This is a genomic window from Brevibacterium sp. UMB1308A (assembly GCF_030230605.1).
Taxonomy (GTDB): domain Bacteria; phylum Actinomycetota; class Actinomycetes; order Actinomycetales; family Brevibacteriaceae; genus Brevibacterium.
Genome location: NZ_JASPDO010000030.1, coordinates 1 through 25,665, shown reverse-complemented (window position 1 = coordinate 25,665; position 25,665 = coordinate 1). Strand labels below are relative to the sequence as shown.

Here is a 25,665-nt window from a genome sequence, read left to right as displayed (position 1 = left end):
CGACTCCGCGTCGACAAGATGGATGACGGTTCCCTGGCGTGGGTGTTCCCACGGATTGGTGCCATGCTGGTCTACCCGCCAGAATCACGGATCAACCAACTCCAGTACGAACGGTTACTTGAGTACTTCGACACCGGAGACCAAGACATTAGCGGCACAATTAGTGAGTACCTAGCAACCGAACACCAAACCACACACAGCACTGAAACTGAAGCAATTCACAGTCCAGGGGAGGTGTTCAACGGTGACACCCGCCCATGGGAATCCAGTAACGAACCACCACCGTTTTAACAAAGCTGGAACCAAAGACCGGAGAGGGGGGAGTCCTTACTGCTGTTCTACTGCTGTGCTTACTTCTGTCGGGCTTTCATACGGGGATTCTGCTTGTTAATCACGTAGATGCGACCTTTGCGCTTAACAACCTGAGCGCCTTTTTGGTTCTTGATTGAACGCAATGATGCTCGGACCTTCATAGGTAGCTCCTCTGGTGCTATTAGTCCTCATGGACAGTTATAGAAAATGTCGAAAGCACACTCTAGGGCTCCTGGCCTCGCTTGTATAATGCCTGGTCACGCATGATATGAACACATATTTATTGAGCTCTTAGTCCCAGCTAAAAAGTCCAGCTAAGCTCCTCGCCATGACTCTTCTCCCAGTCGTAGCCGTCGTGGGCCGATCGCCAGACGCCCGCTACCTCACTGCCACCGACATCGCCCACAACCTCGGATACCGCTACACCCCGATCGGATCCACCGACCCTGTCACAGCCGGCTCACGACTCATCGACTCACTCCCGGAATTGGGTGCTCACCCAGGAATCGTCGCCGATTACCCACACTCGGCACAAGTCGAAGACATCATTGGCTCCCTTTCGCGGCCAGACGTCGAACTACGCGCAGTCGTCGTAGCCGTTGAAGCCCGTGCACTACTGGACGACCTTGCCAGCGACATAGACGTACACCACGTCCGCTTCGAACACGGCATGCCACTCGACGACTGCACCCCCGCCTGTCAATGCGCCGCCGGATGCATCGAATACGCCACCCACATATGCCTAGTCGGGGAGAAGCCCTTCGAATGGGAAATGGCCCAAGCCCTGCTGAGCCACCTCAACCCAACCGCGCGCATCATCTGGAGCGACACCGAATCAATCAGTGCTACCATCCACGGCAATGCGCCCATCAGCCCTGAACTTGCCATGCCCGGCTGGGTGCAACTCCTGAACTCAAGTCACACGCCACCGCGTACGCACCCGCGCGTCACCTCGTTCCTCTACGAAAACCTCCGACCCTTCCACCCAGCCCGGCTCCACAGCGCCTTCGACCGCGTCATCACCTCGGGCATGTGCGGAACCGTCATCCGAGTAGCCGGGTTCGTCAGACTCGCCAGCCGCCCCGGCATCACGGGACTATGGAGCAACACTGGCCCCGCTGTTTCTCTAGAACCAGCGGCACGTGACACCCCAGATCAACAACTGGCGTTTGGTCAAGAACTTGGCATCACAGGTGTCGACCTTGACCCCGCGGAACTCCGCGCAGTGCTCGACACTGCCACCCTCACAGACTCCGAACTTCTCGACGGTGTCCAAGCGTGGGAAAACTACACAGACCCGTTCCCTGAATGGGTACTAGACCACTAGACAGAACCAGCCAGAGCCCAAGAGAAGTATTCTGAGAGGAGCAGTGATTATTCGCCAAGCAGGAGAACCCATGTTCAACCCGATTCAATTGATCTCACACGTAGGCGCTCGTTTTCAGACACCTTCCGGCGACCAGACTATACGCTTTGGCGATAGCGCTGAGCAGGTGTGTGAGGTACTGGGGCAACCCGAAGATGGCTCAACTGACAGCACCCTCTACTTCCACGCTGCGTGTATCCAGGTGCACCTTGGCTCGAGCGGAGTCGAGTTCATGGAATTTGGAACCAACCCTACGAAAGACGGTGTCGACGTTGAGTTAGAAGGGCACAACCTGTCGCGTATGAACGCAATTGAATGCGCAGAGATGCTCATGAAGCTCAATGATGGCGCCAGGATCGACGAATCGGAGGCTCCGGCCAGTTATGCCTTTGAAAAGCTCGGTGTCACCATTTGGCAACCGTACGCTCTCCAGGACGCATTAGACGGTTTGAGGGAAGCGGAGACCGGTGGGAACGAAGACGAACTGGAGTCCCTCAAAGAAGACGTCGACATGGCTGAGTTCTTCGACTCAGTGGGTATCGGATCTCAGGAGTACATGAAAGGCTATTTCTCTTAGGCCGGCGCCACACTAGCTCACCGATGCACTAGCTCACAGGGCCAGTGAACTTCTCGCCCGGGCCCTTGCCTGGTGCATCCGGAATCGTCGATGCTTCGCGGAACGCCAACTGCAATGAACGCAACCCATCACGTAGCGGGCGCGCATGGTGATCGCCAACCTCGGTCGACGCCGCTGTCACCAGCCCAGCCAACGAAGTAATCAACTTGCGCGCCTCATCAAGATCCTGCAGATCCCGCCCACTCGACTCAGGTGTGTCCTCGGCGAGCCCGCACTTCACAGCAGCTGCACTCATCAAGTGCACCGCGGCAGAAGAAATGATCTCAACCGCCGGCACATCCGCAATGTCGCGTAGCGCCTGCTGCTCAGCGTCGCTGGTTTGGTTGGCGGGAATGTCGCTATTGTCAAAACTGTGGGTCGTCATGCCCATAATCTTGACATACAAGCCTGCATTTCTCTTTCTCCCACCAATTCGTGTATGCTGGTCCCTGTGCAAAGCGGAGTTTCACTCCCACCTAGGTTATTTACAGTAGCCGGGTTACCACCATTTGAATAGAAAACCGGTCAAGATAGTGCAGACTATCTCTCCGTCTTTCATCCAAATGGATACGTTCGTGAAAACGATCATGTGGGCTCCCTTTGTGCAAAGGGGGCCTTTTTTGTGCCCCACTCGTGAACAATCATCTTGAGAAGGAGCAACACATCAGCGAGCCGCGTATTAACGATCGCATTCGAGTTCCAGAGGTCCGACTCGTTGGGCCAAATGGAGAACAGGTTGGAATTGTCGCCATCAGAAAGGCACTCGACCTTGCTCGCTCGGCCGATCTGGACCTTGTAGAGGTTGCGCCTCAGGCCAAGCCACCGGTTGTCAAACTCATGGATTACGGCAAATTCAAGTACGAATCTGCCCAGAAAGCTCGCGAAGCTCGGAAGAATCAAGCCAACATGGCCTTGAAAGAAATCCGGTTCCGCCTCAAGATCGATGACCACGACTACGAAACCAAGAAGGGCCACGTCAGCCGCTTCCTGTCAGGTGGCGACAAGGTCAAGGTCATGATCATGTTCCGCGGACGTGAGCAGTCACGCCCAGAAATGGGTATGAAACTGCTCAACAAGTTGGCAGACGAAGTCGCAGATTTGGGAACTGTCGAATCTGCACCGCGTGTCGACGGACGCAACATGGTCATGGTCATCGCGCCGGTCAAGTCGAAGGCCGATGCTAAGGCTGAAAGCCGTCGCGCAACTAAAGGCGCGAAAGGCACGAAGGCTGAAGTGAAGTCGCGGCGCGAACGCGCAGCTCAGGCTAAAGCCGAAGCACGCGAAGAAGCTTAAAGCTCTCACAGAGCTGAACACAGGAAGCGACGCTTAAGAGCGTCGATGTGAAACGTAAGGAGACGGCAGAATGCCGAAAATGAAGACCCACAGCGGTACGAAGAAGCGCGTGCGCGTTACGGGTAGCGGAAAAATCATGCGCGAAGGCGTAGGTAACCGTCACCTCGCTGAACACAAGAGCTCGAAGCGTAAGCGTCAGATCTCCCAGGACCAGGTGCTGGCTCCGGGTGACGCTGCAAAGGCCAAGAAGCTTCTGGGTAAGTTCAAAGGTCGCTGACGCTAACACGCACGTGGGCCAGGCCACGCGCTTAGCTCACCACCGCTGAATACATTTAGATTTTTAAGGAGTACACGTGGCACGTGTGAAAAGGGCGATTAACGCCAAGAAGAAGCGTCGGGTAATCCTCGAACGCGCAAAGGGATACCGCGGTCAGCGCTCACGCCTGTACCGCAAGGCAAAAGAGCAGGTCATCCACTCACTGGTATACAGCTACCGTGACCGCCGCCAGCGCAAGGGTGACTTCCGCCGCCTCTGGATCCAGCGCATCAACGCTGGTGCCCGCGCAAACGGCATGACCTACAACCGTTTTATCCAGGGCCTCAAGGCTGCACAGGTTGAAGTTGACCGTCGCATGCTGGCCGAACTTGCAGTGAACGACCCAGCAGTCTTCACCTCGCTGGTCGAGGTTGCAAAGTCGGCACTCCCAGCTGACGTCAACGCACCAAAGAACAACGCTGCATAAGCGCTGACAAACCAAAGAGAAATCGGAGCGGACACCACGTCCGCTCCGATTTCTTTTTATCCACACCTCTCATCAAATAGAGTGAAGAACATGTCAGACGCCGCCCACCCCCACAACGGCCGCCCAGCTGCCGCCCACCCCCACGCCACCGCACTCACCGGCCCGCCACTCACGCCGCAATCCAAGCGACTACGCGAAGCCGCGAAACTCACCAAACGCTCGTGGCGCACCAAAATGGGCCGCTTCATCGTCGAAGGTCCTCAAGCTGTCCGCGAAGCACTCATCCACCAAGCCACCAACAAACCCCACCGCGCAACCGTTGGCGTAGAAGACGGCCAGACCCGCACCCGCCCAACCGGTGCCATCCTTGACGTGTGGGCCACCTCGGAAGCGGCAGAACGCCACCCTGACATCCTCGAACACGCCAAGGCCGCCAACATCCCCATCCGGGAAGCCACCTCGGCGGCCCTTGCAGAACTCACCGACACCGTCACCTCCCAGGACATCGTCGCCATCGTCGAACACATCGACACCGAACTCCCACAGGCCATCACGAAAGACTCCCAACTCGTCGTGGTCCTGTCCCAAGTGCGCGACCCCGGCAACGCTGGCACCGTCCTCCGCGTGGCTGACGCCGCTGGCGCTGACGCCGTCATCTTCACCAACTCTTCCGTCGACGTGTATAATCCCAAGACCGTGCGCGCCACCGCCGGCTCCCTGTTCCACCTTCCCGTGGTGACCGGCGTGGGGCTTCCCGAGGTGGTCGAACTCGCCCGCGCCCGCGGACTCCAAGTGTTGGCAGCAGACGCCCACCCACCGGCACACGACCTCCACGTCCCCTGGGACACCGGCCTCGACCTGTCACAACCCACCGCCTGGGTATTCGGCAACGAAGCCTGGGGGCTACCGGAAAAAGACCGCAAACAAGCAGACTCGGCCGTCGCAATCCCGCTCTACGGCCAGGCCGAAAGCCTCAACCTCGCCACCGCGGCCGCCGTCTGCCTGTACGAATCGGCCCGTAACCACAACTACACCTAGCCTGGGCGTTAAGATGGCGTTAGCCCGGCCCCCTGCACAAGTACCAGACAACAGAAAGAAGGCCCATGTCAGAGCATGCCTGTGACCCATTGGACGAAGCGTCCGTAACCGCTGCGGTTGAGACGGCGCTTCACGCATTTGAAGCGGCTCACACGCTTGACGAACTCAAAGACGCAAAAATTGCGCACATGGGCGACAAGTCCCCGCTGGCCCTTGCCAACCGGGAAATCGGCAAACTCGACAAGTCCCAAAAAGCGCAGGCCGGAAAACTTGTTGGCCAGTCCCGAGGTCGTGTCAACAAAGCGTTCGCCGCCCGCCTGGCAACCCTCGAGGCGGAGCGCGATGCCCAGGTGCTCGTCGAAGAAGCTATCGACGTCACCCTTCCCACCAACCGCGCCCAGACCGGCGCCCGCCACCCGCTGACACTTCTGCAAGAACAGATCGCAGACCACTTCGTTGGCCACGGCTGGGAAGTCGCTCAGGGCCCAGAAATTGAACACGAATGGTTCAACTTCGACTCCCTGAACTTCGGCCCAGACCACCCGGCTCGCCAGATGCAAGACACGTTCTTCGCCGACCCCAAAGAATCCGGCCTGGTTCTGCGCACCCACACCTCACCCGTGCAGTCGCGCTCGCTTCTGGAACGTGGCGTGCCTCTCTACGTTGTGTGCCCCGGCAAGACCTTCCGCACCGACGAACTGGACGCCACCCACACCCCGGTTTTCCACCAGGTCGAAGGCATCGCAATCGACAAAGGCCTCACCATGGCTAACCTCAAGGGCACACTCGACGAGTTCGCCCGCGCCATGTTCGGCCCCGAATCACACACCCGCCTGCGCCCTTCATACTTCCCGTTCACGGAGCCCAGCGCCGAAATGGACTTCTGGTTCCCCAACAAGGTGGGCGGGCCCGGCTGGATCGAATGGGGTGGCTGCGGAATGGTCCACCCCAACGTTCTGCGCGCCGCCGGAATCGACCCTGACGTCTACCAGGGCTTTGCATTCGGAATGGGTATCGAACGCACCCTCATGCTCAAAGAGGGAATCAACGACATGCACGACATGGTGGAAGGCGACCTCCGCTTTTCCCACACGTTTGGAGTAATGGACTAATGCGCGTATCACTGGAATGGCTATCTGACTACGTTGACCTTTCCGCGTCACCGGACGCTCATGAACTGGCCGCGCAGTTCGCGTCAATCGGTCTGGAAGAAGAGGACTTCTTTGGTCCCGAGGTGACCGGCCCGCTAGTCGTTGCTCGCGTCCTTTCGTTGGAAAAGGAAAAGCACTCCAACGGTAAAACCATCAACTGGTGCAGCGTTGACGTAGGCGAAGACGAACCCCGCGGAATCGTGTGCGGTGCCCACAACTTTGTCGAAGGTGACCTGGTAGTCGCGTGCCTACCCGGCGCAGTGCTCCCTGGCAACTTCGAAATCTCTGCCCGCAAAACCTACGGCCACGTCTCTGACGGCATGATCTGCTCGCTTCGTGAGTTGGGCCTGGGTGAAGACCACGACGGCATCATCGTGCTCAAAGACTTGGGGTTGACCGGTGAACCCGGTGACGACGCAATCAAACTCCTGGGCCTTGACCACACCACACTCGACGTCAACGTCACTCCCGACCGTGGCTACCAACTGTCCATGCGCGGCATCGCACGCGAATACGCGCTGCTGAAGAACCAAACCTTCAACGACCCCGCCAACATCGACGTCCCCGAACCGTCACTGGACGGCTACCGGGTGGACCTCGAGGACACCGCGCCCATCCACGGCCAGCACGGTTGTTCACGTTTCACCGCCATGCGCGTGGACGGAATCGATGCACAGGGTTCAAGCCCGTACTGGATGCAAAAGCGCCTCCTGGAAGCCGGCATGCGACCACTGTCCCTGGTCGTCGACATCACTAACTACGTCATGTTGGAACTGGGCCAGCCCCTCCATGCGTACGACGCAGACAAGCTCGGCTCCAAAATCACGGTGCGTCGCGCTCGTGCCGGGGAGAAACTCACCACCCTGGACGACGTTGAGCGCAAACTCCACCCGGAAGACCTGCTCATCACCGACAACTACGCCGGAACCCCCGCCGGGGACCCTGAACAGGACTTCAACGAAGCCCATTACGGACAGCGCGTCATCGGACTGGCCGGCGTTATGGGCGGAGAAGCCACCGAGGTCAGCGAAACAACCACCTCGGTCATCATTGAAGCCGCCCACTTCGACAAGGTGACGATCGCACGCACTGCGCGCCGCCACAAACTGCCCAGCGAAGCCGCCCGCCGCTTCGAACGCGGAGTCGACCCACACCTGGGACCGGCAGCCGCCATGCGTTGCGCACAGCTGATCCACGAACTTGCCGGGGGCACCATTGCGCCCGAGGTGACTGTCGTCGGATCTGTCCCGGAACCTACCGTGATCCCACTCCTCGCCGACGCTGCCGCCAAGCGCGTGGGTGTGGACTACACGAGTGAGCAGGTAGAGAACGCTCTCACCGCAGTGGGATGCAAGGTCGACCACGCGGTTGATGGGCAATCGACCCTGGCCGTGACAGTGCCCAGCTGGCGCCCGGACCTCACGGGGCCCGAGGACCTCATCGAAGAAATTGCGCGCGTCAACGGCTACGACCAGATTCCTTCCGTAGCGCCCCAGGCGCCGGGCGGATCGGGCCTGACACACCGCCAAAAGGCTCTGCGCACGGTTTCGAACCTGCTGGCTCACGTGGGACTGACCGAAGTTCTCACTTACCCGTTCACAGCAGATACCCGTAGCGACGCGCTGCTCCTCGAAGCAGACGACCCACGTCGCACAATGGTGCGCCTGGCCAACCCTATGGCCGATGACCAGCCACTTCTGCGCTCCCACCTGCTCGCGACCCTGCCGGACGCGGTCAACAAGAACCTGGGACGCGGTTTCAAAGACGTTTTCGTTTTTGAAACGGGTCTGGTCACGCAACCAGAGGCGCAGGCCACCGCAACCGGCACGTTCGCACCCGGTTACCACCCAACCGAGGAGGAACTCGCGACCCTGCGTTCAGCCGTTCCACCGCAGCCACTTCACGCAGCGGCTGTCATGACCGGCAAGATCGAGCGCCTGGGCGTGTGGGGTAAGGGCCGTAACGTCGAAGCCACCGACGCAATCGACCTCGTCCACCGCATCGCAGGAGTCCTGGGCCTGACCCTGGACGTGCGCGCCTCCAAGAAAGCGCCATTCCACCCAGGCCGTTGCGCAGAGTTCACACTGGGCGACACCGTGGTGGGTCACGCGGGTGAACTCCACCCCAAGGCGATTGAAAACCTGGGGCTGCCCGCCCGCACGTGCGCCTTCGAAGTGGACCTCGACGTGCTCTTTGCGCACTCGCTGGAACGCGCGTGGGACGGTGCCCTGTCCACCTACCCAGTTTCACGCCAAGACGTTGCACTCATCGTGGACGAATCAGTCCCTGCAGCAGACCTTGCACGTGCTCTACGCGAAGGTGCCGGGCCAGAACTCGAAGACCTGGACATCTTCGACCTGTACACCGGCGACCAAGTGGGCGAAGGCAAGAAGTCAATCGCATTCCGCATGACCTTCCGCGCCGCCGACCGCACGCTCACCGCAGACGAAGCCTCTGCTCTGCGTGTGAAAGCCACCGACAACGCCCACGCCAAGTTCGGCGTTGAGGTGCGCTCATGACGATCGCGCTCATCACGGGAGGAACCCGCGGAATCGGAAACCACCTGGTCCGCGGATTCCTCACCGCCGGCTACCGCGTCATCTTCACAGCAACAGACGCCTCGAAAGCCAGCGCGCACGCCTCGGAACTGGCCCAAGAACTGGGCATAGAGCACGGCGACCGCATCCACGGGGAAGGCGTCGACGTCACCGACCCCACAGCAATCGACGCCCTTTTCACCCGGGTCCGTGAGATTGAAACGGAAACCGGGGACGACCTCGGCGTTCTTATTAACAACGCCGGTGTCATCGAAGCCCCCGAGGGCCCCGTGTGGGACGTTCCGCCGGAACAGCTGGAGCGCACCATCACCACCAATGTGCTGGGGCCGTTCTACATGATTCGCGCGTTTGCGCCGTACCTGCTGAGCAAGGCAGAAGCGCACAAGCCCGCCCGCATCATCGACATCAACTCCGGCTCAGGCTCGCACGGAACACCGCAGTATGCGGCATATTCGGCGTCTAAGGTCGCGCTGTTTAGGCTTGCAGACTCCGTCCACCACTACGGGTATGACAAGGGTCTGCGGATCTTCGAACTCGCCCCAGGTGTCATCCGATCCGATATGACCACCTCCATGCCAGTCCACGACTGGCGAGGCGATGACGACTGGACCAAACCACAAGACGTCATTGACCTGGCACTGGGCTTCGCATCAGGGGAACTCGACGCGTTCTCGGGCCGGTTCGCCCGCGCCGGTCACGACACCGTGGAATCGCTCAAAGCCATGAGCCTCACCGAGGACCACCGGCGCCTACGTCTCACCTTGTAAAGCGAGACTTATAAAGGGGGAAGGATTCTCATGCAAACGATTGTGTGGACCATACTCCTGGGACTACTCAATGCAGTAGTCGTGGGTGTCCTGGTCCGTCGCGTCGTGTCCGTGGGAACCGGCGCACTTCGCAACACAATCGTGTCCTTGGTGATGGGCATGAGCCTGTGGCCTATCACGCTCCAAGCGTTCGAGATCCTGAAGATTTACGATCACGGCAGTTTCCCCGGCCCCGAAATGGGCTTCGCCGCGATCATGGTGTTCCTGCTGCTTTTCGGCTGGTTCGTGGTCATCCAAATCACGCTGTTGCTGGGCATCGAAATCATCATCCCGTCCGGCTCCCTGACCAACGTGGTGCGCTCGCTCACCCGCATTCCCGTGCGATACCGGCGCATGCGCAGGCTCACGGAGATTCAACGCATTCTCATTCGGTTTGGGCTCGTGAGGTATCTGCGTCCCCGCGTTCCGAACTTCCGTCTCAACATGCGTGAGATCGCAAAAACCACAGCCGAGGCCTTTGCTGCCGCCGGGGTGACGTTCGTGAAACTGGGGCAGTTCATCGCTACCCGCGCCGACGCCGTCCCCACTGTGTTCGTCGAAGAATTCTCCAAGCTCCAGTCGGACGTGCCCGCCGTCGACTTCGCTGAAGTGGAATCGGATCTGGAAGAAGAGTGGGGGAGAAACGTCGATGAGGTTTTTGCGAGTTTCGACCGCACCCCGCTTGCGGCCGCGTCCGTTGCGCAGGTCCACCGGGCTGTTATGCATGACGGGACCGAGGTCGTTGTTAAGGTCCAGCGCCCCAAAATTCGCGCTCAGGTCAAGGCCGACTCCGATATCGTCGTGACCCTGGCTACCCAGATTGAACGGATGGCCGGGTGGGCCCGCAAAATGGGCATCGTGCGCTTAGCGGAAAACTTCGTCGACGCGCTCAACGACGAACTGGACTACCGTGGCGAAGTCGGCAACATGAAGCTCCTCCGGGAATCCGCACTGGAGTCTGGCAGCACACTCATGAGAATCCCACGCGTGTTCGAAGAGCTCTCTGGCCCCAACGTCATTGTCATGGAACATGTCCACGGCAAGGTCCTGTCAAAAGCCGGCCCCATCGTTGACAACCTGTCCACGATTGCCCGGTACGAACTTGCTGAAGAACTGTTCACGATGATCGCGCGCCAGGTGCTGGTCGACGGTGTGTTCCACTCCGATCTTCACCCGGGAAACATCATCATCGAACCGTCCGGTCGCGGTGGACTCGTCGACTTCGGGGCAGTGGGACGCATCGACCGGCGCGATCGCCAAGACATCGCAGTGCTCCTCATGGCATTCGACTCACAAAACTCCCGTGCCGCCACCCACGCAGTCCTCGACATGCTGGGCACCCCATCAGGCGTAGACGTACGTGTGCTGCAACGTGACATCGGCGAGATCCTCATGTCCCTGTCGGGCAACGGCTCCGTGAGCTCCGCGATCGACGAAATGCTCGAATTCTTCCTCCGGGGTGGCTTCTCACTGCCCGGATCCATCGCTCAGGCCCTGCGCGCCCTGGCAACGCTCGAAAGCAGCATCGCTTACATCGACCCCGACATCAACATGCTGGACCTCGCACGGACCAAGGCCAGCGGAATCCTGCGCGAATCCCTGTCCCTGGAAACCGTGCGCAAAGACTCTGAGCTCTACGCCCTGACCACGTCATCCCTGGCCCTTGACCTGCCCGCGCAGGTCTCCCGCGTGGTACGTCACCTGGAAGACGGCAGCTTAGACATCGGCACCTCGGGCGTTGATCTCAGCGCGATCAAGGCTCTGGTCCGCAACGTCGTCGACAAAGGCGTCCAAACCGTGCTCGCCACCGCACTGATCTTGGGTGGTGTGGTCATGATGAGCGCCGACTTTGGCCCACCCCTGACCCCAGAACTCAAACTGTTCACCTACTTTGGTGCCTGGGTTCTGCTCACCGGATGCGTGCTGGGTGCGCTGGTCCTGGCGCCGTCCCTGCGCCACGAACCAGACACTTAACCGGCCGTGGTGTAACGCTTCGCGTCAATGTGGATGAGCTGCAGACCGCCAGCTTCTACCGCATTGGCCACCGCGTCTTTCAGCTGCCCGAGGTCGTCCACCCTCACGCCGTGCCCTCCGCTGGCCGCGGCCATGAGTGGCCAATCCGGCTGGGTGAGTTCCACACCGACAGGATCAATGCCGGCAGAGATTTCGTTGGCACGGATTTCTCCGTAACCCCCGTTGTCCACCACGATCACGGTGAGGTCTTCGCCCTGTTCCACCACCGTGATGAGTTCTTGCAGACTGAACATGAGCGCCCCGTCACCCACAACTGCGAACGTGGGCCGGTCCGGTGCACCGATCCGCGCTCCCAGGGCAGCAGGCAGGCCATAACCCAGAGTCGCATATGTGGCCATATACGGAGTCGAGTTAGGGGTCGACACTTTGATCGCGTTGAGCAGACCCAAATAACAGATCTGAGACGAGTCCGTGGACACTATCGCGTCGTGCGGAAGCGCAGCAACAATGTCTTCGGCGATCAGCGTGCTTTCCCGCGACGTCTCCAGACCTTCAGCGCGTGCAGCCTCCAAGGCCCGTGCGACACCTGCCCGGAAATCACCTGCCTGGCTCGCAACGTCAAGGCCGTCAAGAAGCGCACGCAACGTGGCCTTCGCGTCACCTACAAGGCCAATGTCAGCCGTGAGATTCTTGTTGACCTGCCCTTCCGCAAGATCAATGCGCACCACGGTCCCCGTGGCCTCCAGGCGTTCGACCCACAGCTCCGCTTCACCGAGCTTCGAACCCACAACCAGCAGAACATCGGCCGTGCGCGCGTACTCGCGTACTTCAGTAAACCGCAGGTTCGCACCCAAGGACAGCGGGTGGTGCTCATCCACAACACCCTTTGCGTTGAGCGTGGTCACGATCGGTGCGCCCAGCGTGTCGACCAATTCGCGCAGTTCCTCTGCAGCACCTCGGGACCCGCCACCGGCCACAATCACGGGGCGCGACGCACCGCGCAAAGCCGCACGCGCCTGCTCTAACAGGGCTTCATCCGTGCACCCGGGACGCTGGTACGTGCGCGCCTCAAGGTCAAGCGAGTCCGCCTCGACCTGCTGTTCCAAAACATCGAGCGGCACCTCAATGTACGTGGGGCGCGGACGAGCCGTGGCAAAGCGCTCAAACGCCGCGTGAACCGCCTCCACCGCTTCGCTTGCGCTGGTCGCCCTCACCGCGGTTTCGACGATCGCGGCTGCGGCGCTGAACTGGTCCTTGGTTTCGTGCAACGTGCCCTTGTCCGCGAACTCCGCCCCCTGCTCGGGCCCGGGCGCCAGGATGAGCATGGGGCGGGATTCGCAGAATGACGTGGCAGCCGCAGACAGTGCGTTAAGGAGCCCCGGTCCCGAGGTGGTAATGACCACCCCCGGAAGTCCCGTTTGGAGGGACCACCCGTCAGAACCGTAACCGGCGCCTTGTTCGTGACGGGTGGTCACTACTCGCATTCCCAAGTCCTTAAGCGACCGGTAGAACTCCAGATTGTGGGTTCCTGGGATGCCGAAAACGGTGTCGACACCGTAGTTACGAATCGCCGTTAGAACTGCACTGCCTGTGCTGAGTGTGCTCACGTACTCTCTCCTTTGAGTGTTTTCTCTACGCCTTCAAGACCACTTTTCCAGTGGTTTTCCGCCCTTCCAATGCGCGGTGAGCATCAGCGGCTTCTTCGAGTGGGAAGGTTGCTCCCACCCGGAACTTCAACCAGCCTTCCTTGAGCCCGGTGAAAAGATCCTCGCTACGTTCGCGAAGCTCTTCAGGTGTGCGCACAAACCACTGCAACGACGGACGAGACAAGAAGACGCCACCCGCGCTGTTGAGGCGTTGCACGTCAAATGGTGGAACCTGACCACTTGCGCCACCAAACACAACAAGTGAACCGCGCACACGCAGCGAGTCCAGGGACGCGTCGAACGTGTCCTTGCCCACGCCATCGTAGACCACGTGAACACCTTCACCGTCGGTGAGGTCACGGACGGTCTGTGCGATGTCAACACCTTCGCCGTACAGGAATACGTGCTTGGCTCCGGCTTTGCGGGCAAGCTGTGCCTTCTCTTCAGTGCTCACGGTGCCAATAACTGTTCCGCCCATGTGCGTAATGAGCTGGGTCAGCAACAGCCCCACGCCTCCGGCAGCCGCGTGAACGAGTGCTGTCTGGCCAGGTTCAATGCGGTGTGAACCCGTGACCAGATAGTGCGCGGTGAGTCCTTGCAAAAGAATCGCAGCCGCAGTGTCAAAGTCGATATCGTCTGGCACGGGCACCAACATGTCTGCCTTGACTGCAACTTTTTGCGCATATGAACCAAAAGCGTCGTGCCACGCGACCCGGTCTCCAACCTGGACGCTTGTGACGCCTTCGCCCACCTGGCTCACCACACCTGCTCCTTCGGTGCCCGGAATGTGTGGGAACTGCATGGGGTAGACACCGCTACGACGGTAGGTGTCGATGAAGTTGATGCCGGTGGCTTTCACGTCGACAAGGACTTCGCCTTCGCCCGGGGTGGGGTCGTCTACTTCGACGTACTCCAGGACTTCTGGTCCTCCTGCGCGCTGTGCCTGTACCGCGTACATGTTCCTCCATTCCAGCCCACATGAATAAAATTCGGCTGTGATGTATAGTTATTCATATGAAGACTTATTCCGTCGCCGTCTCCGGTGCGACCGGGTATGCCGGTGGCGAAATGCTGAGACTGCTTTCGGCACACCCATGTGCAAACGTAACAACAGTCTGTGGTCATTCTACTGCCGGTTCACTCCTTGGAAGCCACCAGCCCCACCTGCGCGACTACGCGCATATGGTGATCCAGCCATCGACCGCTCAGGTGCTTGCCGGCCATGACGTCGTTGTCCTGGCACTCCCGCACGGGGCCAGCGGGAAAATCGCTGCTGAGCTGGGAAAACTCTCACCAGACACCCTCATCCTGGACCTTGCTGCGGACCACCGCCTCGAGCTAGCTGAAGCCTGGGAGGCGTACTACAAGTCCGAACACCAAGGAACCTGGACGTACGGTCTCCCTGAACTTCTCCGCGCCCAAGGGCCCACCCAGCGTGAACTCCTTACCCAGGCCCGCCGGATCGCGGTCCCCGGCTGTAACGTCACAGCAATCACGCTAGCCATACAACCACTGGTCAAAGCCGGTCTCATCGACCACACCGCCCTCACCGCGGTTCTGGCCAACGGAGTCTCCGGGGCAGGAAAAGCCCTCAAGCCACACCTGCTGGCCGGCGAGATCCTGGGCAACGCGAGCCCCTACGCGGTAGGTGGCACCCACCGCCACATTCCCGAAATTGAACAGAACCTCGCTCACGTGATTGGCGAAGACGTCGCGCAATCCACCACGCGCATCACGTTCACCCCAACACTGGTACCCATGGCCCGCGGGATCCTGGCAACCGTGTCCGCGCCCACCCACGCCTCGGCAAGCCAGATCAGCCAAACGCTCACGGACGCATATGAAGCCGAACCCTTCGTGACTGTTCTTCCTCAGGACCAGTGGCCAACCACCTCGGCCACGGCAGGTGCCCACACCGCGCACCTCCAGGCGGCAGTGGACGAACGCGCAGGAACCGCAGTCGTCGTGTGCGCGCTCGACAACCTGGTCCGCGGCACAGCAGGGCAGGCGATCCAAAGCATGAACCTGGCATTGGGCCTGGACGAAACAACCGGCCTCACACAGCAAGGAGTGGCACCGTGACCGTAACTTCACCACGCGGATTCCGCGCATCCGGAGTCACCGCAGGACTCAAACCCAGTGGTCAGCCAGATCTGGCTCTCGTCGTCAACGACGGCCCCCAGCACGCAGTGGCCGCGGTGTACACGTCCAACCGGTGCAAGGCTAACCCGGTTCTGTTCTCCCAGAAAGTCACCGCAGGTGGCGGGGCTCGCGCCGTAGTCCTCAACTCCGGGGGCGCCAACTGCTTCACCGGCCAGTTCGGGTATGAAACCACTGAGATGACCGCCGCCGAGGTCGCCGCCGGCCTGACAGCGACCGGCAACGAACCCGTGACGGCCAGCGATATCGTCGTCTGTTCAACCGGCCTGATTGGGGTGGGGGACCAGACGTGGCGCGACACGTTGCTGGGTGGAATCACGCCCGCGATCAACGCGCTGAGTACAACCGGGGGAGAAGGCGCCGCCCGGGCAATCATGACCACCGACACCGTTCCCAAGAACGTCGAAGTGTCCGTGGGCGACTGCACTATCGGTGGAATCGCAAAGGGTGCTGGAATGCTGGCGCCTGCGCTCGCCACGATGCTCGTAGTCCTCACCACCGACGCTCAACTGACACCTGAAGAACTCGACACCGCACTGCGTCACGCAACCGCCCGCAGCTTTGACAGGCTCGACTCCGACGCGTGCATGTCCACCAACGACACCGTGGTCCTCATGAGCTCCGGGGCTAGCGGTGTCCACCCTGACCTGGACGCATTCACGCAGGCACTTACCGAGGCCTGCCAAGATCTGGCCCGCCAACTCATGAGCGACGCGGAAGGTGCCGCGCACAACATCGCGATTACCACCTCGGGAGCGGCAAGCGAAGCCGACGCTGAGGAAGTCTCCCGGGCCGTGTCCCGCTCCAACCTGTTCAAAACCGCCATTTTCGGTGAGGACCCAAACTGGGGACGGATCGTGGCACAGGTGGGAACCACCTCGGCCGAATTCGACCCAGCCAACATCGACGTGACGGTCAACGGAGTTCCCGTGTGCGTGGCATCCGGCCCGCACGCCGACCCCGAAACTGTCGTGTTCACCCGTGACGTGACCGTGGACATCAACCTCAACGCAGGCGACCACCGGGCCACCGTGTGGACCAACGACCTCACCCACCAGTACGTCGAAGAGAACAGCGCATACTCGTCATGACACAACTTTCACCCGCCCAACGCGTGGCCCGCGCGCAGATCAAAGCCTCAACACTCACCGAGGCTCTGCCGTGGATCAAGAAGTTTTCCGGCGCCACCATCGTCATCAAATACGGTGGCAACGCCATGATTTCCCACGAACTCCAGCAGTCGTTCGCAGACGACGTGGCATTCTTGCGGTTCGCTGGGATCCGCCCCATCGTGGTCCACGGAGGCGGCCCGCAAATTGGGGCAATGCTGGATAGGCTGGGCATTCCTAGCGAGTTTGTCGACGGGCAGCGGGTAACCAGTCCCGAGGCGGCAACCGTCACCCGTATGGTGTTGGCTGGGCAGGTCAACCGCGACATTGTGTCGCGCATCAACCAAAACGGAGACGCGGCCGTTGGGCTGTCCGGGGAAGACGCTGACCTGTTGTTAGCAAGCCCCGTCGAACGTGCCGAACTTGGGCGCGTAGGCAACATCGAAGCGGTCAACACGCAGTTCCTCAACGAGCTTTTGGACCAAGGGCGAGTGCCTGTCGTGTGCTCAATTGCGGCTGAACTTGGTGGTGAACTTGGAATGCCACTGAACATTAACGCCGACCTGGCGGCCGCCGCAATTGCTAAGCACATGAAGGCTGACAAGTTCATCATGCTCACTGATGTTCCGGGCCTGTACGCCAACTGGCCCGACACCGACAGCCTCATCAGCGAAATCACGGCGCAGGAACTCCGTGAGCTTTTACCGTCGCTCGATTCAGGCATGATCCCTAAAATGACGGCTGCTCTAGAAGCGGTTGATGCGGGTGTGAACCAAGTTCACGTTGTCGACGGACGTACCGCCCACTCGGTCCTTCTCGAAGTCTTTACCGACGAAGGAATTGGAACCATGGTGTTAGGAGGCGACGCATGACCTGGCAAGACGAACACAGCAACGCAATCCTGCCCGCCCTGGGTAAGCCTCAGCTCAAGCTGGAGCGCGGTAACGGTGCCTACGTGTGGGACTCCGAAGGTAAGAAGTATCTGGATTTCTTAGCTGGAATTGCGGTTAACTCCTTAGGCCACGCCCACCCTGACCTGGTGAAAGCCGTGAGCAACCAAATGCTCACACTTGGGCACATCTCCAACTACTTCGCGTCGGATCCGCAGATCGAGCTTGCACACGCACTCCTCAAGGTAGCGAACGCACCTGAAGGCTCGTCAGTGTACTTCTCCAACTCCGGATCAGAAGCCAACGAGGCGGCCCTGAAAATCGCACGCAAAACCGGACGCACCAAAATCGTGGCCGTCGAAGGCGGATTCCACGGGCGCACCCTGGGATCCCTTTCCGTGACCCACAAACCCGCCTACCGTGAACCTTTCGACCCGCTCCTCCCAGGAGTCGAGCACGTTCCGCATGGCGACATTGACGCGCTCACGAACGCTATCGATGACACCTGCGCAGCCGTCATCATCGAACCCATCCAAGGTGAAGCAGGCGTCCGTCCCCACCCGGCCGGGTACCTGACAGCGGCACGGGAAGCCACCTCGGCGGTGGGAGCGCTTCTCATCCTTGACGAAGTCCAAACCGGAATTGCACGCACCGGATACTGGTACGCCTTCCAGAACCCAGACATTGGGGAAGGGATCGTGCCCGACGTGGTGACTTCGGCTAAAGGCATTGGCGGAGGAATCCCACTGGCCGCGACCCTCACATTCGGGGCGGACGTGACGAAACTCCTGGCACCCGGCGAACACGGCTCCACCTACAGTGGCAACCCCGTCGCAACTGCGGCCGGACTCGCCGTTCTCAACGTCATCGAGCGCGACGGACTGCTAGAACACGTGCGCCAAACCGGCGAACACCTGCGTAACAGCCTCGAAAACCTTGACGGCATCACCGGCGTTCGGGGCAGTGGCCTCCTGCTGTCATTCGAACCTGCCGGGGGAGCGAAAGCCTTCGCCGCCTCGGCGCTCACACACGGCATCATCGTCAACCCGGCGACCCCGGAGCGAGTCCGCATCGCGCCACCACTTATTGTGACTAGTAGCCAGATCGATGAGTTCATCCACTCGATTCCACAGATTCTTCAGGACATCGCATGACCAGACACTTCCTCAAAGACACCGACCTCAGCCCGGCAGAACTCAACGAAGTACTCGACCTGGCGGCTGAGCTCAAAGCCAACCCGTATTCGCTCAAGCCGTACGCGGGGCCACAGACAGTTGCGGTCATCTTCGACAAGACCTCGACCCGCACACGCGTGTCCTTTGCCGCAGGTGTCGCAGCCTTGGGCGGCCAACCACTCATCATCAACCCCGGCGAATCCCAGATTGGGCACAAAGAAACCATTGAAGACACGGCGCGCGTCATGTCGTCCATGACCTCCACAATCGTGTGGCGCACCTTCGCCCACGAAGGACTCCAAAAGATGGCGCAGAACTCCACAGTGCCCGTCATCAACGCGCTGTGCGACGACTACCACCCGTGCCAACTGCTGGCAGACCTGCTCACCATCCGCGAACACAGGTCAACCGGCGAAGGCAACGGGCTCGCCGGTCTGACTTTGAGCTACTTTGGAGACGGTGCCAACAACATGGCCCACTCGTACGTACTGGCCTGCGTCAACGCGGGAATGCACGTGCGCATCGCCGCCCCAGAGGGCTACCACCCAGCCCCCCACGTCCTTTCCGAAGCACGCGAACTTTCCACCCAAACCGGCGGCAGCGTCACTGTCACAACAGACGCGCGGGAAGCCGCCTCGGGCGCCAACATCCTGGTCACCGACACGTGGGTATCCATGGGGCAAGACGCCCACGGGCGCAACGACGCCCAGTCACCCTTCACCCCCTACACCGTCACACAGGAACTCATGGATTTGGGCGATAACCCCATCTTCATGCACTGCCTGCCCGCCTACCGCGGCTTTGAAGTGACCGCCGAGGTCATCGACGGCCCCCAATCCGTCGTGTTCGACGAAGCCGAAAACCGTCTACACGCACAAAAGGCCCTCATGGCATGGCTCATGGCTCAGTCGCAGGGGCGTGGCGCACAGGGGAGTGGCGCGTGAGTAAAAACGGGGCCAGTGACACAAACGAAACCAGCAGCGTCGCGAATGCGATTCCCGGAACAAAAGCAGCCAGGCACGCACTGCTGATCGACATCATTCGACGCAACCACGTGCGCTCGCAGACTGAACTCATCGAGCTTCTGGCCGGTACCGGAATCGCTGTCACTCAGGCGACCCTGTCACGCGATCTGGTGGAGCTGGGCGCCATCAAGGTGCGCACGGCAGAAGGAAGCGCATACGCTGTTCCTGGTGAAGGGGGCGACCGCTCTCTTGAACAAGGAGTCAAGGGGCATGTCCTGCACGCGAAGCTTCAGCGGCACTTAGAAGAATTGCTGGTGTCGGCCACATGGTCGGCGAACCTTGCAGTGCTCCGCACCCCACCGGGTGCAGCACAGTTTCTCGCGTCTACGATTGACCATTCGGTGATTCCTGAAATCATCGGCACGATCGCCGGCGACGACACAGTTCTCATCATTTCAGCAGACCCACAAGGTGGAAAAGACATTGCCAACCAGTTCATTTGCCTGGCTGGCGCGGAAGACAAGGAGTAAACATGACTGAACGTATCGTTCTTGCATATTCGGGCGGCTTGGACACGTCCGTAGCTATCGGGTGGATCCAGGAAGCTACCGGCGCCGAGGTCGTTGCAATGGCCGTGGATGTGGGCCAGGGTGGCGAAGACCTCGAAACGATCCGTCAGCGTGCGTTGGACTGTGGTGCCGTTGAGGCCTATGTCGCTGATGCACGTGACGAATTCGCAAACGAATACTGCATGCCAGGGCTCAAGGCCAACACGCTGTACATGGGCGCATACCCAAACGTGTCGGCGCTTTCACGTCCCGTGATCGCCAAGCACCTGGTGGCAGCTGCCAAGCAGTTTGGCGCATCGACGGTATCCCACGGGTGCACCGGTAAAGGTAACGACCAGGTGCGTTTCGAAGTAGCGATTACGTCGCTTGCTCCTGAGCTCAAGACCATCGCACCTGTGCGTGACCTGGCTCTGACCCGCGAAGCTGCTATCGAGTACGCAGAACGCAACGAACTGCCAATCGTCACCACCAAGAACAACCCGTTCTCAATCGACCAGAACGTGTGGGGACGCGCGGTGGAAACTGGGTTCCTCGAAGACATCTGGAACGGCCCTACCAAGGACGTCTACGACTACACCGACGACCCTGCGTTCCCACCACCAGCTGATGAACTCATCATCACCTTCGAAAAGGGAATCCCGGTGGCCATCGACGGCAACGCCGTGACACCTCTCGAAGCGATCATGCAGCTCAACGAGCGTGCCGGACGTCAAGGAATCGGGCGTATCGACATCGTCGAAGACCGCCTGGTTGGAATTAAGAGCCGCGAAGTGTACGAAGCTCCCGGTGCCATGACCCTGATCGCTGCTCACCAAGAGCTCGAGAACATCACCTTGGAACGCGAACAGGCGCGCTTCAAGCGCACGGTTGACCAGCGCTGGACCGAACTCGTGTACGACGGCCAGTGGTTCTCTGAACTCAAGGGCAGCCTCGACGCGTTCATCGACGACACTCAGGAGCACGTATCCGGTGACATCCGCATGATCCTGCACGGCGGACGCGCAACCGTCACCGGTCGTCGTTCAGAAAACACCCTGTACGACTTCAACCTGGCCACCTACGATGAAGGCCAGTCCTTCGACCAGTCAGCAGCGCGCGGTTTCATCGACATTTACGGTCTGTCCTCCAAGCAGGCCACCGCACGTAACCAGCGCTTGGGCTACTCACACTAAGGAGAACTATGACCGGTATCAGCCTGTGGGGTGGACGCTTCGCAGACGGCCCCGACGACGCACTAGCAAAACTGTCAAAGTCCACGGACTTTGACTGGCGACTCGCCAGCTACGACCTCGCCGGCTCACGAGCTCACGCACGCGTTCTGCACGCAGCCGGGCTTCTGGACGAGGACGAACTGCGCGGAATGCTCAGTGCACTGGACGAACTGGAAGCGCGCGTGAACTCCGGGGAGTTCGTGCCCGACGAAGGTGATGAAGACGTCCACTCCGCGCTGGAAAATGGTCTTCTCCAGATTGCCGGTCAGCAACTAGGTGGCAAATTGCGTGCCGGGCGTTCGCGTAACGACCAAATCGCCACGATGGGGCGTATGTACCTGCGCGACTCGGCACGCATTATCGCCTCCCTTGTGTTGGACACGGTTGAGGCCCTGATTGAACAGGCTCACGCTCACATCGACGCGCCTATGCCGGGACGTACGCACCTGCAGCACGCGCAGCCTGTTCTGCTGGCACACCAGCTGTTGGCCCACGCGTGGCCACTCATGCGTGACGTTGACCGTCTGATCGACTTCGACAAACGCGCAGACGTATCCGCGTATGGTTCGGGTGCGCTTGCTGGCTCATCACTGGGACTTAACCCGCAAGCTGTGGCCGCTGAGCTTGGATTTAGCGATTCGGTCGAAAACTCGATCGACGGAACCGCCAGCCGCGACATCTTCGCAGAATTCGCTTTCTGTGCGGCCATGATCGGGGTGGACCTGTCGCGTCTGAGTGAAGAAATCATTGTGTGGGCAACCGCAGAGTTTGGTTTCGTCAAACTCGACGATCGATTCTCCACTGGATCTTCGATCATGCCCCAGAAAAAGAATCCGGACGTGGCAGAGCTCGCACGAGGAAAAGCTGGGCGTCTCATCGGTGACCTAACAGGGCTTTTGGCCACGCTCAAGGCTCAGCCACTGGCATATAACCGGGACTTGCAGGAAGACAAAGAACCTGTGTTCGACCAAGTCGACACACTCACGCTTCTGCTTCCAGCCTTCACCGGAATGGTCGCCACCTTAAAGTTCAACACTGAACGGATGGCGCACTTGGCCCCGCGCGGGTTCGCACTTGCCACCGACGTCGCCGAATGGTTGGTGCGTCAAGGAGTTCCCTTCCGTGTGGCACACGAACTGTCAGGTGCCGCAGTGAAACTGGCCGAATCCCGTGGCGTCGAACTGTGGGACTTAAGCGATGAGGACTACGCAGGTATTTCTGAGCACTACACCTCGGACGTGCGTAGTGTGCTGACCACCCTGGGTTCGATCAACTCGCGCAACGCCAAAGGTGGCACAGCTCAGTCGGCTGTTGAACAGCAACTTTCCAACGCCCGGGCGGAACTGGCGCGCCTCCGAGAATTCGGGGCAACCACCTCGGGCGGATCAGCTGGTCTAGACTGAGCACTGTCATGCAGAATGACACAAGGAAATAGGAAAGGTAACCCGTGAACATTTTTAGTGACCTAGTCAAACGTGAGCTTGTCGCTCAGACGACTGACGAAGATGCTTTGCACAAAGCACTGTCAGAAGAGTCACTGAAGTTTTATGTGGGCTTCGACCCAACTGCTCCAAGCCTGCACATGGGTAACCTTGTCCAGATCCTTGTTGCCAGGCGCCTACAGGCGGCCGGCCACACGCCTTACATGCTGGTGGGTGGGGCAACCGGGCTGATCGGTGACCCTCGAATGACGTCTGAACGATCACTTAACCCGCGTGACGTCGTCGAAGGATGGGTGGAGAAAATCCGCGCCCAAATTCAGCCGTTCCTCGACTTCGAGGGCCCCAACGCCGCCACCATGGTCAACAACTACGACTGGACCGGTGACATCAGCGTCCTCGACTTCTTGCGGGATGTCGGTAAACACTTCTCAGTGAACCGCATGCTGGCGAAAGAAGCTGTGTCTGCACGGTTAAATTCGGACGCGGGAATTTCGTTCACCGAGTTCGCCTACCAGCTGCTCCAAGGAAACGACTACCTCGAGCTCTACCGCCGCTACGGAATCACCCTCCAAACCGGTGGGTCCGACCAGTGGGGCAACCTGACAAGTGGGGCTGATCTGATTCGACGCGTCGAACGGACCAGCGTCCACGCGATGTCCATCAAACTCATCACAAAAGCGGACGGAACCAAGTTCGGAAAAACCGAAACCGGAACTGTGTGGCTCGATCCAACCCTGACCAGCCCATACGCATTTAGCCAGTTCTGGCTCAACACTGCCGACGCTGACGCTCCGGGCTACCTCAAAGTGTTCTCGCTTCGCGAACTCGATGAAATCAACGACATCATCGAACAGTTCAAAGAAGCGCCCCACACGCGACTCGTGCAAAAAACACTCGCACGGGACGTCACGGAACTCGTCCACGGAAAAGAAGCCACGGACCAGGCCTTTGCCGCAGCCGACGCTCTGTTCGGACGCGGGGAACTCACCGAACTCGACGAACCTACGATCGCCGGTGCCACCTCGGCCCTTCCAGGAACCGACATCGATTCCGCTGCGTTGGCAGCCGGGGTTAACGTCGTTGACCTGTTCGTGGATGCGTTTGCAGAGACCGGGCAACTTAAGTCAAAGGGCGAAGTGCGCAAAGCGATTCAACAAGGTGGCGCGTACATCAACAACGTCAAGGTCGAATCTGAAGACCACGTGATGACCGCAGACCAGTTCCTGCCCGCTGGCGATCACGCAGTAGCACTTTTGCGACGTGGAAAGAAGACGCTTGCAGTAGCATGCCTGCGGTGACAACGTTGAACGACCGTTCTCCGGCCCTTCCGGTAAGCGGAAAGGCCATAGGGCTGTACGTTGTTCTGGCGTTGGGCCTCGCTTGGTTTGTGACGCTTCCCATCTGGTTGATAGGAATCGACCTGTCTCCCTCACTTCCCGCCGTTAAAGAAACGGGTGAGCCGGGGTCTGGGCCCATGCCCACAGAAGGTGAACTGTTCACACAGAGTCTGATAGCACAAGTGTGCGGTGTTGTCATGATGTTTACGCCTGGCATTGCTGCAGTGATCACACTCATGGTCAGCGGTGTGAAATTCTCACGTGTGTTTCCGATGCTGGGGGCCGGGCGTCCGGTGCGCGTGCCCGGTTTTAGGCCACGTGCAGCAGGGAACTGGCCATACGTGCGTCGACTTCTTTTAGGGCTTGTAGCCACGCTGGCCGTGACCCTGCTTATTGCACTTGTCATTACGATCGCCACACCAGTATGGCCGGCCAATGGACATACTCTTGCCCACCAATCAGCGTCAGCGTTGGGTATGCCGTTGGCACTGTTCTTAGTTATGCAGTTCGCCATGATTCCTGTGGGTGCAATCTTCAACGCTTTGCCTTCAGTAGGCGAGGAGCTGGGCTGGCGCGGATACTTGTACCCTGCTTTGACACAACGATTGGGATTTGCCTGGGCCGTAGTGGTCGGTGGTGCGATCTGGGGCGTGTGGCATGCTCCATTGATTATGGCGGGCTATAACTTTGGCCTGTTTGGGTTGCCCGGTGTGGCACTCATGACGGCTTCATGCATTGGATTAGGTGCATGGTTCGCATACCTGTACGGAGCCACGGGATCTATTTGGGTTCCCGCGCTTGCCCATGGACTGTTTAATGCGGCTGCCGGAATCACTCTGCTGTTCTGGCCTGCCGACACAGCCTTCAACGGTGTAACCGCATCTGTTCTTGGCGTGTGGTCACTTGTGGTTCTTGTGCCACTTGCTGCGGTGCTTGTGTGGCGGGTAGCAAAGGAGCCAGGGCGCGCAGAAAAAAATTTAGAAAACGGCTTGCAAACGCCTGGCGAGTCGGTATAGAGTTTTCATCGTTGCTCTCAGCGAGGTAACGAGCGAGAGCCATTTACTCCAGATCAAATCGATCGCAGCGTGGTTCAGATCACAAAGAATGAACTTGCGTGACTGTATCGAATGATATAGAGTAAGAATCCGTCGCCAAGGCGAACAGCTCACTACAAGCGAGTGAAGCCCTGGTGAACAAAACCACCTTTAGCGTGAGCCGGCTGTGTGTTGGTGAGTGTTTTTGTGTGTGTTCTTTTTCAACTCAATAGCGTGTTTGTTTGTTTTTGTGATGCCAGTTTTATTTTA

24 protein-coding genes and 1 pseudogene are annotated in these 25,665 nt (G+C 59.6%); 21 read left to right on the top strand and 4 right to left on the bottom strand.

Going from position 1 to position 25,665, the window contains the following annotated elements; all coding sequences use genetic code 11:
• Positions 1 to 291, top strand: a pseudogene (locus tag QP868_RS10805) (HNH endonuclease signature motif containing protein); the annotation flags it as partial.
• A gap of 59 nt (positions 292 to 350) precedes the next feature.
• On the opposite strand, the gene ykgO reads toward QP868_RS10805, so the two are convergent.
• Positions 351 to 473, bottom strand: coding sequence for a type B 50S ribosomal protein L36 (gene ykgO, locus QP868_RS10800; protein ID WP_005883678.1), 123 nt, complete (start codon positions 471 to 473; stop codon positions 351 to 353).
• Between the two features lie 167 nt (positions 474 to 640).
• On the opposite strand from ykgO, the gene QP868_RS10795 reads away from it, so the two are divergent.
• Together QP868_RS10795 and QP868_RS10790 are read left to right on the top strand one after the other, a co-directional pair.
• Complete coding sequence (locus QP868_RS10795; protein ID WP_284926575.1) at positions 641 to 1,639, top strand: GTP-binding protein; 999 nt, start codon at positions 641 to 643, stop codon at positions 1,637 to 1,639.
• Between the two features lie 70 nt (positions 1,640 to 1,709).
• Positions 1,710 to 2,255, top strand: coding sequence for a hypothetical protein (locus QP868_RS10790; protein ID WP_284926574.1), 546 nt, complete (start codon positions 1,710 to 1,712; stop codon positions 2,253 to 2,255).
• 28 nt (positions 2,256 to 2,283) lie between these two features.
• Here the strand turns inward: QP868_RS10790 and QP868_RS10785 are convergent, their stop codons facing one another.
• On the bottom strand, positions 2,284 to 2,685 hold the full coding sequence (locus QP868_RS10785; protein ID WP_284926576.1) for a DUF1844 domain-containing protein: 402 nt from the start codon (positions 2,683 to 2,685) through the stop codon (positions 2,284 to 2,286).
• A 242-nt stretch (positions 2,686 to 2,927) separates the two neighbouring features.
• Between QP868_RS10785 and infC the strand changes: the two genes are divergently transcribed.
• The 8 genes from infC (at position 2,928) to QP868_RS10745 (ending at position 11,857) form a co-directional block, all read left to right on the top strand.
• Complete coding sequence (gene infC, locus QP868_RS10780; protein ID WP_083801454.1) at positions 2,928 to 3,587, top strand: translation initiation factor IF-3; 660 nt, start codon at positions 2,928 to 2,930, stop codon at positions 3,585 to 3,587.
• A gap of 70 nt (positions 3,588 to 3,657) precedes the next feature.
• Entirely contained in the window at positions 3,658 to 3,864 is a 207-nt protein-coding gene (gene rpmI / locus QP868_RS10775) for a 50S ribosomal protein L35 (protein WP_005883687.1), read from the top strand.
• Between the two features lie 76 nt (positions 3,865 to 3,940).
• Positions 3,941 to 4,330, top strand: a complete 390-nt coding sequence (gene rplT, locus QP868_RS10770; protein ID WP_102238813.1) for a 50S ribosomal protein L20 — start codon at positions 3,941 to 3,943, stop codon at positions 4,328 to 4,330.
• Positions 4,331 to 4,420: 90 nt separating this feature from the next.
• A complete protein-coding gene (locus tag QP868_RS10765) occupies positions 4,421 to 5,368 on the top strand; it encodes a TrmH family RNA methyltransferase (RefSeq protein WP_284926573.1) in 948 nt (315 codons plus the stop codon).
• A gap of 65 nt (positions 5,369 to 5,433) precedes the next feature.
• Entirely contained in the window at positions 5,434 to 6,480 is a 1,047-nt protein-coding gene (gene pheS / locus QP868_RS10760; protein ID WP_284926572.1) for a phenylalanine--tRNA ligase subunit alpha, read from the top strand.
• Positions 6,480 to 9,038, top strand: coding sequence for a phenylalanine--tRNA ligase subunit beta (gene pheT / locus QP868_RS10755; RefSeq protein ID WP_284926571.1), 2,559 nt, complete (start codon positions 6,480 to 6,482; stop codon positions 9,036 to 9,038). The genes pheS and pheT overlap by 1 nt, the downstream gene beginning before the upstream one ends.
• Entirely contained in the window at positions 9,035 to 9,844 is an 810-nt protein-coding gene (locus QP868_RS10750; protein WP_284926570.1) for an SDR family NAD(P)-dependent oxidoreductase, read from the top strand. Before pheT ends, QP868_RS10750 begins: the two co-directional genes overlap by 4 nt.
• A gap of 30 nt (positions 9,845 to 9,874) precedes the next feature.
• A complete protein-coding gene (locus QP868_RS10745; protein ID WP_284926569.1) occupies positions 9,875 to 11,857 on the top strand; it encodes an ABC1 kinase family protein in 1,983 nt (660 codons plus the stop codon).
• Here the strand turns inward: QP868_RS10745 and QP868_RS10740 are convergent.
• The gene (locus QP868_RS10740) at positions 11,854 to 13,464 is read right to left on the bottom strand and encodes a thiamine pyrophosphate-binding protein (RefSeq protein WP_284926568.1); all 1,611 of its coding nucleotides are present in this window, start codon (positions 13,462 to 13,464) and stop codon (positions 11,854 to 11,856) included. The genes QP868_RS10745 and QP868_RS10740 overlap by 4 nt on opposite strands.
• A 25-nt stretch (positions 13,465 to 13,489) precedes the next feature.
• Positions 13,490 to 14,461, bottom strand: coding sequence for a quinone oxidoreductase family protein (locus tag QP868_RS10735; protein WP_284926567.1), 972 nt, complete (start codon positions 14,459 to 14,461; stop codon positions 13,490 to 13,492).
• Positions 14,462 to 14,517: 56 nt separating this feature from the next.
• On the opposite strand from QP868_RS10735, the gene argC reads away from it, so the two are divergent.
• Genes argC through QP868_RS10685 form a run of 10 tightly spaced genes read left to right on the top strand, consistent with a single transcriptional unit; the run spans position 14,518 to position 25,377 of the window.
• Positions 14,518 to 15,585, top strand: a complete 1,068-nt coding sequence (gene argC, locus QP868_RS10730) for an N-acetyl-gamma-glutamyl-phosphate reductase (protein ID WP_284926566.1) — start codon at positions 14,518 to 14,520, stop codon at positions 15,583 to 15,585.
• On the top strand, positions 15,582 to 16,754 hold the full coding sequence (gene argJ, locus QP868_RS10725) for a bifunctional glutamate N-acetyltransferase/amino-acid acetyltransferase ArgJ (protein ID WP_284926565.1): 1,173 nt from the start codon (positions 15,582 to 15,584) through the stop codon (positions 16,752 to 16,754). Before argC ends, argJ begins: the two co-directional genes overlap by 4 nt.
• The gene (argB, locus tag QP868_RS10720; RefSeq protein WP_284926564.1) at positions 16,751 to 17,644 is read left to right on the top strand and encodes an acetylglutamate kinase; all 894 of its coding nucleotides are present in this window, start codon (positions 16,751 to 16,753) and stop codon (positions 17,642 to 17,644) included. Before argJ ends, argB begins: the two co-directional genes overlap by 4 nt.
• Positions 17,641 to 18,816 carry an acetylornithine transaminase gene (locus QP868_RS10715; RefSeq protein ID WP_284926563.1) on the top strand — a complete coding sequence of 392 codons (1,176 nt, stop codon included), beginning with the start codon at positions 17,641 to 17,643 and terminating at the stop codon, positions 18,814 to 18,816. The genes argB and QP868_RS10715 overlap by 4 nt, the downstream gene beginning before the upstream one ends.
• Positions 18,813 to 19,781: an ornithine carbamoyltransferase gene (gene argF / locus QP868_RS10710; protein WP_284926562.1), complete on the top strand. Its 969-nt coding sequence runs from the start codon at positions 18,813 to 18,815 to the stop codon at positions 19,779 to 19,781. Before QP868_RS10715 ends, argF begins: the two co-directional genes overlap by 4 nt.
• Entirely contained in the window at positions 19,778 to 20,332 is a 555-nt protein-coding gene (locus tag QP868_RS10705; RefSeq protein ID WP_284926561.1) for an arginine repressor, read from the top strand. The genes argF and QP868_RS10705 overlap by 4 nt, the downstream gene beginning before the upstream one ends.
• Positions 20,333 to 20,334: 2 nt before the next feature.
• Positions 20,335 to 21,543 (top strand): argininosuccinate synthase, encoded by a 1,209-nt coding sequence (locus QP868_RS10700; RefSeq protein WP_284926560.1) that lies wholly within the window; start codon positions 20,335 to 20,337, stop codon positions 21,541 to 21,543.
• A gap of 8 nt (positions 21,544 to 21,551) precedes the next feature.
• The gene (gene argH, locus QP868_RS10695; RefSeq protein ID WP_284926559.1) at positions 21,552 to 22,985 is read left to right on the top strand and encodes an argininosuccinate lyase; all 1,434 of its coding nucleotides are present in this window, start codon (positions 21,552 to 21,554) and stop codon (positions 22,983 to 22,985) included.
• A gap of 44 nt (positions 22,986 to 23,029) precedes the next feature.
• Positions 23,030 to 24,322, top strand: coding sequence for a tyrosine--tRNA ligase (gene tyrS, locus QP868_RS10690; protein ID WP_284926558.1), 1,293 nt, complete (start codon positions 23,030 to 23,032; stop codon positions 24,320 to 24,322).
• Positions 24,319 to 25,377 (top strand): CPBP family intramembrane glutamic endopeptidase, encoded by a 1,059-nt coding sequence (locus tag QP868_RS10685; RefSeq protein ID WP_284926557.1) that lies wholly within the window; start codon positions 24,319 to 24,321, stop codon positions 25,375 to 25,377. Before tyrS ends, QP868_RS10685 begins: the two co-directional genes overlap by 4 nt.
• Positions 25,378 to 25,665 lie beyond the last annotated feature (288 nt).

Excerpts from the sequence above, each read along its gene's own strand:
- ykgO (WP_005883678.1), bottom strand. The coding sequence starts at position 473 with ATGAAGGTCCGAGCATCATTGCGTTCAATCAAGAACCAAAAAGGCGCT.
- QP868_RS10795 (WP_284926575.1), top strand. The coding sequence starts at position 641 with ATGACTCTTCTCCCAGTCGTAGCCGTCGTGGGCCGATCGCCAGACGCC.
- QP868_RS10790 (WP_284926574.1), top strand. The coding sequence starts at position 1,710 with ATGTTCAACCCGATTCAATTGATCTCACACGTAGGCGCTCGTTTTCAG.
- QP868_RS10785 (WP_284926576.1), bottom strand. The coding sequence starts at position 2,685 with ATGGGCATGACGACCCACAGTTTTGACAATAGCGACATTCCCGCCAAC.
- rpmI (WP_005883687.1), top strand. The coding sequence starts at position 3,658 with ATGCCGAAAATGAAGACCCACAGCGGTACGAAGAAGCGCGTGCGCGTT.
- QP868_RS10765 (WP_284926573.1), top strand. The coding sequence starts at position 4,421 with ATGTCAGACGCCGCCCACCCCCACAACGGCCGCCCAGCTGCCGCCCAC.
- pheS (WP_284926572.1), top strand. The coding sequence starts at position 5,434 with ATGTCAGAGCATGCCTGTGACCCATTGGACGAAGCGTCCGTAACCGCT.
- pheT (WP_284926571.1), top strand. The coding sequence starts at position 6,480 with ATGCGCGTATCACTGGAATGGCTATCTGACTACGTTGACCTTTCCGCG.
- QP868_RS10750 (WP_284926570.1), top strand. The coding sequence starts at position 9,035 with ATGACGATCGCGCTCATCACGGGAGGAACCCGCGGAATCGGAAACCAC.
- QP868_RS10745 (WP_284926569.1), top strand. The coding sequence starts at position 9,875 with ATGCAAACGATTGTGTGGACCATACTCCTGGGACTACTCAATGCAGTA.
- QP868_RS10735 (WP_284926567.1), bottom strand. The coding sequence starts at position 14,461 with ATGTACGCGGTACAGGCACAGCGCGCAGGAGGACCAGAAGTCCTGGAG.
- argC (WP_284926566.1), top strand. The coding sequence starts at position 14,518 with ATGAAGACTTATTCCGTCGCCGTCTCCGGTGCGACCGGGTATGCCGGT.
- argB (WP_284926564.1), top strand. The coding sequence starts at position 16,751 with ATGACACAACTTTCACCCGCCCAACGCGTGGCCCGCGCGCAGATCAAA.
- QP868_RS10715 (WP_284926563.1), top strand. The coding sequence starts at position 17,641 with ATGACCTGGCAAGACGAACACAGCAACGCAATCCTGCCCGCCCTGGGT.
- argF (WP_284926562.1), top strand. The coding sequence starts at position 18,813 with ATGACCAGACACTTCCTCAAAGACACCGACCTCAGCCCGGCAGAACTC.
- QP868_RS10700 (WP_284926560.1), top strand. The coding sequence starts at position 20,335 with ATGACTGAACGTATCGTTCTTGCATATTCGGGCGGCTTGGACACGTCC.
- argH (WP_284926559.1), top strand. The coding sequence starts at position 21,552 with ATGACCGGTATCAGCCTGTGGGGTGGACGCTTCGCAGACGGCCCCGAC.